Origin of the sequence: Cupriavidus sp. IDO, assembly GCF_000812465.1 — a bacterium.
GTDB lineage: Bacteria > Pseudomonadota > Gammaproteobacteria > Burkholderiales > Burkholderiaceae > Cupriavidus.
The window spans coordinates 1-10,414 of the sequence record NZ_JWMA01000019.1; the positions used below are offsets into that span (position 1 = coordinate 1).

Annotated in this window: 11 protein-coding genes; 7 read left to right on the plus strand and 4 right to left on the minus strand. The window is 64.2% G+C overall.

What is annotated here, in order from left to right; all coding sequences use genetic code 11:
• The coding region (locus RM96_RS06915; RefSeq protein ID WP_039009161.1) for an RNA-guided endonuclease InsQ/TnpB family protein at nucleotides 1-368 on the plus strand (368 nt) is incomplete at its 5' end.
• A gap of 42 nt (nucleotides 369-410) precedes the next feature.
• On the opposite strand, the gene RM96_RS39280 is transcribed toward RM96_RS06915, so the two are convergent.
• From RM96_RS39280 to RM96_RS06925, 3 genes are all read right to left on the minus strand, one after another.
• Entirely contained in the window at nucleotides 411-569 is a 159-nt protein-coding gene (locus RM96_RS39280; protein WP_193752405.1) for a hypothetical protein, read from the minus strand.
• 269 nt (nucleotides 570-838) lie between these two features.
• Nucleotides 839-1,234, minus strand: coding sequence for a hypothetical protein (locus tag RM96_RS06920; protein WP_039009164.1), 396 nt, complete (start codon nucleotides 1,232-1,234; stop codon nucleotides 839-841).
• Between the two features lie 140 nt (nucleotides 1,235-1,374).
• Nucleotides 1,375-2,502, minus strand: a complete 1,128-nt coding sequence (locus RM96_RS06925) for a PQQ-dependent sugar dehydrogenase (RefSeq protein WP_039009166.1) — start codon at nucleotides 2,500-2,502, stop codon at nucleotides 1,375-1,377.
• A gap of 142 nt (nucleotides 2,503-2,644) precedes the next feature.
• On the opposite strand from RM96_RS06925, the gene rpsP reads away from it, so the two are divergent.
• The 5 genes from rpsP (at nucleotide 2,645) to RM96_RS06950 (ending at nucleotide 5,733) form a co-directional block, all read left to right on the plus strand.
• Nucleotides 2,645-2,899 carry a 30S ribosomal protein S16 gene (rpsP, locus tag RM96_RS06930; RefSeq protein WP_039009168.1) on the plus strand — a complete coding sequence of 85 codons (255 nt, stop codon included), beginning with the start codon at nucleotides 2,645-2,647 and terminating at the stop codon, nucleotides 2,897-2,899.
• A gap of 45 nt (nucleotides 2,900-2,944) precedes the next feature.
• A complete protein-coding gene (gene rimM / locus RM96_RS06935; RefSeq protein WP_039009170.1) occupies nucleotides 2,945-3,610 on the plus strand; it encodes a ribosome maturation factor RimM in 666 nt (221 codons plus the stop codon).
• Between the two features lie 51 nt (nucleotides 3,611-3,661).
• Nucleotides 3,662-4,444, plus strand: coding sequence for a tRNA (guanosine(37)-N1)-methyltransferase TrmD (trmD, locus tag RM96_RS06940; protein ID WP_039009172.1), 783 nt, complete (start codon nucleotides 3,662-3,664; stop codon nucleotides 4,442-4,444).
• A gap of 75 nt (nucleotides 4,445-4,519) precedes the next feature.
• Entirely contained in the window at nucleotides 4,520-4,915 is a 396-nt protein-coding gene (gene rplS, locus RM96_RS06945; protein ID WP_039009173.1) for a 50S ribosomal protein L19, read from the plus strand.
• A 137-nt stretch (nucleotides 4,916-5,052) separates the two neighbouring features.
• On the plus strand, nucleotides 5,053-5,733 hold the full coding sequence (locus tag RM96_RS06950) for a CoA pyrophosphatase (protein ID WP_039009174.1): 681 nt from the start codon (nucleotides 5,053-5,055) through the stop codon (nucleotides 5,731-5,733).
• A gap of 20 nt (nucleotides 5,734-5,753) precedes the next feature.
• On the opposite strand, the gene RM96_RS06955 is transcribed toward RM96_RS06950, so the two are convergent.
• Nucleotides 5,754-6,602, minus strand: a complete 849-nt coding sequence (locus RM96_RS06955) for a sulfurtransferase (RefSeq protein WP_039009175.1) — start codon at nucleotides 6,600-6,602, stop codon at nucleotides 5,754-5,756.
• 183 nt (nucleotides 6,603-6,785) lie between these two features.
• Here RM96_RS06955 and dnaE point away from each other — a divergent pair, with 183 nt between their 5' ends.
• Nucleotides 6,786-10,298 carry a DNA polymerase III subunit alpha gene (gene dnaE, locus RM96_RS06960; RefSeq protein ID WP_039009176.1) on the plus strand — a complete coding sequence of 1,171 codons (3,513 nt, stop codon included), beginning with the start codon at nucleotides 6,786-6,788 and terminating at the stop codon, nucleotides 10,296-10,298.
• The last annotated feature ends 116 nt before the right edge of the window (nucleotides 10,299-10,414 follow it).

Sequence of the window (10,414 nt, forward strand, 5' to 3'; positions counted from 1 at the left end):
TGGTAAAGAACCGCCATCTGGCCCGCGCCATCGCTGATATGAGTTTCTTCGAACTCAGGCGGCAACTGGAGTACAAGGCGGCCATGCGCGGTGGCGAGATTGTGGTGGCCGAGCGCTTCTACGCCAGCAGCAAGACGTGCTCGACATGCGGACACACGCTGGGCATCTTGGCGCTCGCCGTGCGCGAATGGACGTGTCCCGCGTGCGGGACGATTCACGACCGCGACATCAACGCCGCCGTGAACCTGTGTCACATCGCCGTGAGTTCCACGGTGTCAGTCTGTGGAGAGGAAGGCGCTGGCCATCGTCGCAAGACGATGGCGAAACCGGCCTCAGTGAAGCAGAAAGTCAGCTTTGTTCCTGTTTGAGCAGGAATGAGCAAGTCTGACGGAACGGCTTCGTATTCCGCGTCAGCGCCAGGAGCCTGACAGGAGGCTGGTCACGAGCGCGCCGGCACGCTGGCCGATATCCGGCTCGCCGTAAAGTACCAGCGCAAGGAACAGCATAAAGAGAACAGACAGCGATAGCTGGCCCGCGTGCTGGGCCAGGTCGGTCAACAGGGGAGACATGATAAACCTCGACAGATTCTTCTTATCTGGAGGCTGCGCCCGGGTCGCGAACGCCGGGGCGGACAGGAGGTGCCGGGCAGAGGCAGGTCAGGTCGATTGCCGTCAGCACGAGACAGCACGCTGTGAGCCCCGGACAGCGCCGGGCGGCAGCCTGTGCGGGACCCTGGCGGGCGCGCACTTAAAGACAGACAGGCAGAACAGAGTCGAGTTCCGCGGCCGTTGGCGGCTCAGGGCGAAGTGGCGCGGAAGGCATGAGAAGCAGGGTTCGGTCAGCGTCCGCCGTCGCGCCCGTGCGCCTGCCAGCCCGGGCCGACGCTGGTCGGGCGCGAGCCATTGCGGGAGTCGTTGCCCTGGTTGCCACGTTCGGCGCCGCGGCCACGGCTTTCGTCCCGGCCATTGACCATGGCAGGCCGGCCGCTCAGCCGGTCGTCCGCGCGGGCGCGGGCTTCCATGCGATCAATCTGCGCTTGCACGTGGTCGCGGCTTTCCGCGCGCACACTGGCCATTTGCCAGCTGCCGGCAGCCTGCACCCGCGGGGTGTGGCTGTCGGGCCGGGAGTGTTGCCAGAAGGCGACTTGCGCATGGCTTGCGGCGGCAGCGCCGAGCAGGCTCGCGGCCACCAGGATGCCAGCCACCAAGTCGCGCAGGAGAGAGCGGGTGAACATGCGGAATCCCAGGATCCTGTCGCGCGGTGAAGTTCAGGAGATGGGTTCATGGTACGCATGGGGCATCAGGCCGCCTATGCCAATCCCGTTACCGGTGTAACGGATTGTTTCGTGCATTTTCGCGGGCCTGCGGCTGTGTTTCAGGGGGTGTAGCGGATCCTGTAAATGGCGCCCGCCAGATCGTCGCTGACCAGCAGGGAGCCGTCGCCTGCGACCTGTACATCGACCGGCCGGCCCCATGCTTTTCCTTTCTGCAGCCAGCCTTCGGCAAAGACTTCCTGCCGTACGGCTTTCCCGGTGTCGTCGAGGACAACGCGCACGAGCCTGTAGCCAATGGGTTCGGTGCGGTTCCAGCTGCCATGCTCGGCAATGAATACGTTGTTGCGATACTCGGCCGGGAACTGCTTGCCGGTATAGAACCGCATACCCAATGCGGCAACGTGTGCGCCCAGCTTTGCGACGGGTGGCACGAATTCCGAGCACGGGCGTTGCTTGCCGAATTCAGGGTCGGCGATGTTGCCGGCGTGGCAGTAGGGGTAGCCGAAATGCTGCCCGGCGCGGGTGGCGCGGTTGAGTTCATCGTCGGGCAGGTCATCCCCCATCATGTCCCGGCCGTTGTCCGTGAACCACAGTTCGTGCGTGACAGGGTGCCAGTCGAAGCCAACCGAGTTGCGCACGCCGCGGGCCACCACCTGGAGGTCGGATCCGTCGGGCTTCATCTTCATGATGTTGGCGTAGCGGTTCTCGTCGGGCGCGCAGATATTGCAGGGCGCGCCGACCGGTACGTACAGGTAGCCGTCGGGGCCGAAGGCGATGAACTTCCAGCCATGATGCGTTTCGGTGGGGAAGCGGTCGCTCACCACGACAGGGCGGGGCGGGTCGTCGAGACGTGCTTCGATGTCGTCGAGACGGACGATCCGGGAGGTCGATGAGGCGAACAGGCTGCCGCCCCGGAACGCCACGCCCACCGGCATGGCCAGGCCGGTGGCAACGATATGAACCCTGGGTTGCGCACGGAGGGGATCCGGCAGGGCGTACACTTTCCCTTCGCCGAGCGAACCGACGAACAACGTGCCTGCGGGCGACAGCGTCATGCCGCGCGCACCCCGGACGGCGTGGCTCACGACTTCGATGTGGAACCCCGGCGGCAGCCGGATCTGGTCGAGCGGCAAGGCGGCGGGCGCGGAGCCGGTGCCGGCAAGCAATACCATGCAGGCAATAGCGAAGCGCTGGATGGTGCGTCCAGTGAAGTGCAGGTCGATGCGCATGAATGACCTCCCATCGGGGTTTCCGCCACGATGCCTGCCGCCACGCCATGCGTCAATCACCTAAGTGTTTGTTTGGCCTCGGAAATTGGGCTATACTCTTGCGTTTCGTGTTCGAACACCCCGTTTTCTGAGGAATCAACTCATGGTCGTTATCCGTCTGGCTCGCGGCGGCAGCAAGAAGCGCCCCTTCTTCAACATCGTCGCAACCGACTCGCGCAACCGTCGCGATGGCCGTTTCATCGAGCGCGTTGGCTTCTACAACCCGCTGGCTTCCGAAGGCGAAGAAGGTCTGCGTCTGGTGCAGGACCGTCTGGCCTACTGGCAAGGCGTTGGCGCACAACTGTCGCCGACCGTTGCCCGCCTGGTCAAGCAAGGCGCCGCCAAGGCCGCTGCCTGATAGCCGGCTTTCGACGCGCCTTTGAGGTGCGTCGACACTGCACACGTGACTGAACGAAAGCAGGGCGCCGCTGCGCCGAGGCCGCTGAACCGGCCGCAAGGCGAATCGCAAAAGACGGCGAGACTGCCGGCGACGCTGCTGTATGCCGACCCGCTGCCGGATGATCTGATAGAAGTCGGTTACGTTGGCGCTGCCTATGGCATCCGGGGCTGGATCAAGGTCCAGCCGCACGCCGACGACGCTGCTGCATTGCTGCATGCGCGCCGCTGGTGGTTGCTCGCCGCGCCGCAGACAGGTCTGTTGTCTGCCTCCGGCCCCTCTCGTGCGGAAGCGATCTGCGTGAAGATCGCGCAGTCGCGCGAGCACAGTGGCACCGTGGTGGCGCAGGCGTCCGGCGTGTCCGACCGCAATCTTGCGGAGGCGCTCAAGGGACGTCGTGTGTGGATCCGGCGCGAGGATTTCCCCGCGCCGGAAGCAGATGAGTTCTACTGGGTCGACCTGATCGGCTGCGCCGTGAGCAACGAGCAAGGCGAGTTGCTGGGCGAGGTATCCGGTCTGATCGATAACGGAGCTCACCAGATCCTGCAGGTGGCCTATGCGCTGCCTGACGGCAAGGCCGGCGAACGGCTGATTCCGTTTGTCGATGCGTTCCTGCGTTCGGTGGATACTGCCGGCAAGCGCATCGTGGTGGACTGGGGGCTCGACTACTGAGCGTGCGCCCTGCCATTCAGGTTTGGACGCAGGTTTGGGAAGGGAGAGCGGATGCAGTTCGATGTAATCACGCTGTTTCCCGAAATGTTTCGCGCGCTGACCGACTGGGGCATTACCAGCCGGGCAGCCAAGCAGCAGCGCTATGCGCTGCGCACCTGGAATCCGCGGGACTTCACCACGGACAACTACCGTACCATCGACGACCGGCCTTACGGCGGTGGTCCCGGTATGGTGATGCTGGCGAAGCCGCTGGAAGATGCGCTCGATGCTGCCTCGGTGGCGCAGTCGCAGGCCGGTGTGGTGCAACCGCATGTGGTATTGATGTCCCCCCAGGGCGCGACGCTGACGCATGACAAGGTCATGGAGCTGGCGCAACGCCCCGGTCTGGTGTTGCTGTGCGGGCGCTATGAAGCGATCGACCAGCGGCTGATCGACCGCCGCGTGGACGAGGAAATCAGCCTTGGCGATTTCGTCCTGTCAGGCGGCGAGCTGCCCGCGATGGCACTGATCGACGCGGTGGTGCGGCACCTGCCCGGCGTGCTGGGCGATGCGCAGTCGGCCGTGCAGGACAGCTTCGTCAACGGCCTGCTGGATTGTCCGCACTACACGCGGCCAGAAGAATATGAAGGTGTGCGGGTGCCCGAGATACTGCTCGGGGGCCATCACGCCGAGATTGAAAAATGGCGGCGCCGGCAGGCGCTTGCCAACACTGCGAGAAAGCGCCCCGATCTGATTGAGGCCGCTCGCAAGCAAGGTTTGCTGACCCGTGCCGACGAGAAATTCCTGTCGGAATGGTCGGCGAAAGAAGGGCGGGAGCTTTTTCCCGCCAGGTAAAACCCCATCCTCTGCCGGGGCCCGGGCCATGCCTGGGGCATACAACGCCGACATGATGGTAAAGGAGAAAAAACGATGAATATCATCGAGCAGATCGAGAAGGAAGAGATCGCGCGTCTGACCGCGAACAAGACCATCCCCGCATTCGCGCCTGGCGACACCGTGATCGTCAACGTGAACGTGGTCGAAGGTACCCGCAAGCGCGTGCAGGCTTACGAAGGCGTTGTGATCGCCAAGCGTAACCGTGGCCTGAATTCGTCCTTCATCGTGCGCAAGATCTCGTCGGGCGAAGGCGTGGAACGTACGTTCCAGCTGTACTCGCCGCTGATCGCCGGCATCGAAGTGAAGCGTCGCGGCGACGTGCGTCGCGCGAAGCTGTACTACCTGCGCCAGCGTTCGGGCAAGTCCGCACGTATCAAGGAAAAGCTGGTTTCGAAGGCTGCTGTCGCTGCAAAGGCTGCGGCTCAGTAAGCCGGACATGCCGACCGGGTCTCCCGGGCGGGCGTTTCCTCAGGAAGGGCACCTCCGGGTGCCCTTTTTGCATTTCGGCCACGCCGGCAAATTGCTGCGGCGCCAAAGCGTTCGCATCTGTCATACTTCTTCCTGTTATGCGCCCCGCCTTCGACCCAGAATCCCTACCCGTCATTGATACCGATACGCGTCACGCGGCGCTCAGCGCCCCGCGACTGCGGGCAGATTTCATCCGTCACCGCATGCAGGTGCCGCCGCAATGGGCGCCCGAACTGACGGACGAATCGCGCGTCTACGACCGTAGCCGCGGCCTGCGCGATGCTGCCGTGCTGGTGCCCCTGGTCGAGCGCAGGGACGGCCTGACGGTGCTTCTGACGCAACGCAACGCGAACCTGAGCGCGCATGCCGGCCAGATCAGCTTTCCGGGCGGAAGGCAGGAGGATTTCGATGCCAATCGCATCGACACGGCGCTGCGCGAGACCGAGGAAGAGGTTGGCCTGACGCGCAATTTCGTCGAGGTGCTCGGTGCGCTGCCTGACTACATCACGGGCACCGGCTTTCACGTGAGCCCGGTCGTCGGACTGGTGCGCGACGGCTTCACGCTGCGCCCGGATGCTTCAGAAGTCGCTGATGTGTTCGAGGTGCCGCTGGCCTTCCTGATGGACCCTTCGCATCATGAGCGGCGCCTGTTCCGCTGGGTGGACGGCGAACGGATATTCTATGCAATGCCATTTCCGCGCGAGGGTGGCGGCCACCGGTTTATCTGGGGCGCCACGGCGGGGATGCTGCGCAATCTCTACCATCTGCTGGCCGCCTGAGCCAGTAGATAAGGCTTTGCTCAGGCCGCAGCCTTGCTGCCGTTTGCCACACAATGCGGGCAGCTCTTGCCCACGACATAGTGCGGACTTTGCTGCTCTTCGGGCGTCACGACGGCGCGGCAGGCAAAGCACTGCTTGGGCCCGGCTGGCTCCAGGTTCGGATTCAGCGCCGTGCGGTAGTCGAAGACGAAGCAGTCGCCCTTGTAGTGATCGCCGCCGACTTCCTCGAAGTATTTCAGGATGCCGCCTTCGAGCTGATAGATGTGCTCGACGCCGACTTCCTGCATGTGGATCGCCGCCTTTTCGCAGCGGATGCCGCCGGTGCAGAACGACACCACGGTCTTGCCTTCCAGTTCCGCCTTGTGGGCGGCCACGGCCTCGGGAAATTCGCTGAACTTGGCGATGTCGTATTCCACCGCGTTTTCGAACGTCCCGACCGCCACTTCAAAGTCGTTGCGCGTATCCAGCATCACCACCGGACGGCCGGCATCGTCGTGGCCCTGGTCCAGCCAGCGCTTGAGGTCCACCGGCCGCACCGAAGGCGCGCGACCTGCCTCGGGGCGGATCAGCGGCATCTTCATGGTGATGATTTCCTTCTTGGCGCGCACCAGCATGCGCTTGAAGGGCTGGGTGTCGGACAGGCTCTCCTTGGGCGCGATATCGGCGAAGCGTGCATCCGCGTGCAGCCACGCCATGAAGCTGTCGATGGCTTCGCGCGGGCCTGCCAGGAACATGTTGATACCTTCCGGCGCGAGCAGGATCGTGCCTTTCAGGTCAGCCGATTCGCAGCGCGCGCGCATTTCCGGCCGCAGCGTCTCGATGTCGTTGAGCGAGACAAATTTGTAAGCGGAGATGTTGACGATCTGCATAGGAGACTTCGCGCGCGGGATCGCGTCGGTATCCACGCGATAACTGCCTGATTGGAAAGGCGAAATTATAACGCGTCGGGACGTCTGCGCCGCGTATTTCCCAGCGGGCTATTCAGCTATGCCGGTCGCCTTCATGCGCAATGTGGCGGCCTCTCACGGGGCCGAGCCGGTACAATGTCGCCCATGTCTGCCCCCCGTTTCGTACACCTTCGCCTTCACTCCGAATACTCCATCGTGGACGGCATCGTCCGCCTGGATGACGCCGTCAAGGCCGCTGCCGCCGATGGCATGGGCGCGCTCGCCCTGACCGATCTTGCCAACGCCTTCGGACTGATCCGCTTCTACAAGGAAGCGCGCGGCGGCGGCGTTAAGCCGGTGGTCGGCGCGGACGTCTGGCTCACCAATGCCGAAGACCGCGACAAGCCGTCGCGTCTGCTGCTGCTGGTTCAGGACCGCCGCGGCTACCTGAACCTGTGCACGTTGCTGTCGCGCGCCTGGCTGTCGAACCAGCACCGCGGCCGCGCCGAGATCGAGCCGGGCTGGTTCCAGGAGCCTGGCGAGGACGACCTGCCGCTGGCGACGGGCCTGGTCGCGCTGTCGGGCGCCATGGGCGGTGACGTCGGCATGGCGCTGGCCAACGGCAACACCGAAGCCGCGCGCCAGGCTGCCGAACATTGGGCGGCCGCTTTCCCGCAGCGCTTCTACATCGAACTGCAGCGCGCCGGTCAGCCCGGTACCGACGCCTACGTCCAGCAGGCCGTGCAGCTTGCCGCTTCGATGCAGTTGCCGGTCGTAGCAACCCATCCGGTGCAGTTCATGACGCCGGACGACTTCACCGCGCACGAAGCGCGCACGTGTATCGCCGAGGGCGAACTGCTGGCCAATCCGCGCAGGACCCGCCGCTTCACGACCGATCAGTATTTCAAGACCCAGGACGAGATGTGCGCGCTGTTCGCGGACATTCCGTCGGCCTTGCAGAACGCGGTCGAGATCGCGCGGCGCTGCAACCTGACGCTGGAACTGGGCAAGCCGCGCCTGCCGCTGTTCCCCACGCCCGATGGCATGTCGCTGGACGACTACCTCGTCTTCATGGCCAAGGACGGGCTGGAGAAACGCCTGGCGGTGCTGTTCCCCGACGAAGCGGTGCGCGAAGCCAAGCGGCCCGAGTACTACGCGCGGCTCGAATTCGAGACCGGCACCATCATCAAGATGGGCTTCCCGGGCTACTTCCTGATCGTGGCCGACTTTATCAACTGGGCCAAGAACAACGGCGTGCCGGTCGGCCCGGGCCGCGGCTCGGGCGCCGGTTCGCTGGTGGCCTATGCGCTTGGCATTACCGACCTGGATCCGCTCAAGTACGCGCTGCTGTTCGAGCGTTTCCTGAATCCGGAACGGGTCTCGATGCCCGACTTCGACATCGACTTCTGCCAGCACGGCCGCGACCGCGTGATCACCTATGTGAAGGAGAAGTACGGCAAGGACGCGGTGTCGCAGATCGCCACCTTCGGTACCATGGCCGCCAAGGCCGCGGTGCGCGACGTGGGTCGCGTGCTCGATCTCGGCTACGGCTTCGTTGACGGCATCGCCAAGCTGATCCCGTTCAAGCCCGGCAAGCTCGTCACGATTGAAGAAGCCAAGAAGGAAGAGCCGCTCCTGACCGAGCGCGAGAACAACGAGGAAGAAGTCCGGCAGCTGCTGGAACTGGCACAGCGCGTCGAAGGCATGACGCGCAACGTCGGCATGCACGCCGGCGGCGTGCTGATCGCCCCTGGCCGCCTGACCGATTTCTGCCCGCTCTACACGCAGGGCAGCCAGAACGATGGCATGAGCGGCGTCGTCAGCCAGTACGACAAGGACGACGTGGAAGCGGCCGGCCTGGTCAAGTTCGACTTTCTGGGCCTGACCACGCTGACCATCCTGGACTGGGCCGAGCGCTATATCCGTCGGCTGGATCCGAGCAAGGCCGACTGGAATTGCAGCCATATTCCCCTCGACGACGGGCCCGCGTTCGACATCCTGAAGACCGCCAACACGGTTGCCGTGTTCCAGCTGGAAAGCCGCGGCATGCAGGGCATGCTGAAGGACGCCAAGCCTGACCGCTTCGAGGACATCATCGCGCTGGTGGCGCTGTACCGCCCGGGCCCGATGGACCTGATCCCGAGCTTCTGCGCGCGCAAGCACGGCCGCGAGCGGGTGGAATATCCGGATCCACGTGTCGAACCCGTCCTGAAAGAGACCTACGGCATCATGGTCTACCAGGAGCAGGTGATGCAGATGGCGCAGATCATCGGCGGCTACTCGCTCGGCGGCGCCGACCTGCTGCGCCGCGCCATGGGCAAGAAGAAGCCCGAGGAAATGGCGCAGCATCGCGTCATGTTCCGCGAAGGTGCCGACAAGAACGGACTCAGTGCGCAACAGGCCGACGATATCTTCGACCTGATGGAGAAGTTCGCGGGCTACGGCTTCAACAAGTCGCACGCGGCCGCCTATGCGCTGCTGGCGTACTACACCGCCTGGCTCAAGGCCCATCATCCGGCCGAATTCATGGCAGCCAACATGTCGCTCGCCATGGACGACACGGACAAGGTCAAGATCCTCTACGAGGATTGCAAGCTCAACAAGCTCGCTGTCCTGCCGCCCGACGTCAATGCCAGCGAATACCGCTTCGCGCCGACCGATGCCAAGACCATCCGCTACGGCCTGGGTGGCATCAAGGGCTCGGGGCAGGGCGCCATCGAAGACATCCTGCGCGCACGCGAGGAACGGCCGTTCACGGACCTGTTCGATTTCTGCGAGCGTGTCGACCGCCGCCAGGTCAACCGCCGCACCATCGAGGCCCTGATTCGCGCCGGCGCCTTCGACAGCCTCAACGACAATCGCGCACAGCTGCTGGCATCTGTTTCCATTGCCATGGAAGCGGCGGACCAGAAGGCCGAATCCGCCAACCAGGTGTCACTGTTCGACCTGATGGGCGACGCCGGCGACGCGCACCGCCCGGAACTCATCGACGAGCCGCGCTGGAGCCCGAAGCGCACCCTGCAAGAAGAGAAGCAGGCGCTCGGCTACTACTTCTCGGGCCACCTGTTCGATGCCTACCGCGATGAAGTACGCCGCTTCATAAAGAGCACGCTGGCCGGCCTGGAGAAGGAAGTCCAGGGCAACGGCGGCGGCTTCGGCCGCGACGTGCGCGGCAAGACTGTCGCCGGTGTGATCACCGGTATCCGCACGCAGATGACGCAGCGCGGGAAGATGCTGATCGTGCTGCTCGACGACGGCACCGGTCAGGTCGAGATGACGGTGTTCAATGAGGTGTTCGAAGCCAACCGGCACATGTTCCGCGACGACGAATTGCTGATCGCGACCGGCAATGCGCGGCACGATACGTTCACGGGTGGCGTCAGGTTCACGGCGGAATCGGTGATGGATCTGACCGCGGCGCGTGTGAAGTTCGCCAGTGCCGTGCAATTGGCGATGAATGGCAATTCGTCGACCGGGATGCTGCGCGAGCTGCTCACACCGCATCTGGCTCGTGCCAGCGGCGCGCAGGGCTTGCCGGTGCGCATTCGCTATGAGTCGGCGGCAGCCTCCTGCGAGGCCATGCTGGGACCGGCCTGGCAGGTGGTGCCGTCAGACGAGGCGTTGTTGGCGTTGCGGCTGGCGCTGTCGCCGGACTGCGTCAGTACGCTCTACGAGTAAGCCGGAGGCAGCGAGGGCTTGAACTGCTGACAGAATAGTTGCGCGTTCTTGCGCAGCTGTGCACAATTTGCGCATGATACGCACGATGGTCAGCATTCAAGAGGCTGCGGAGTTTC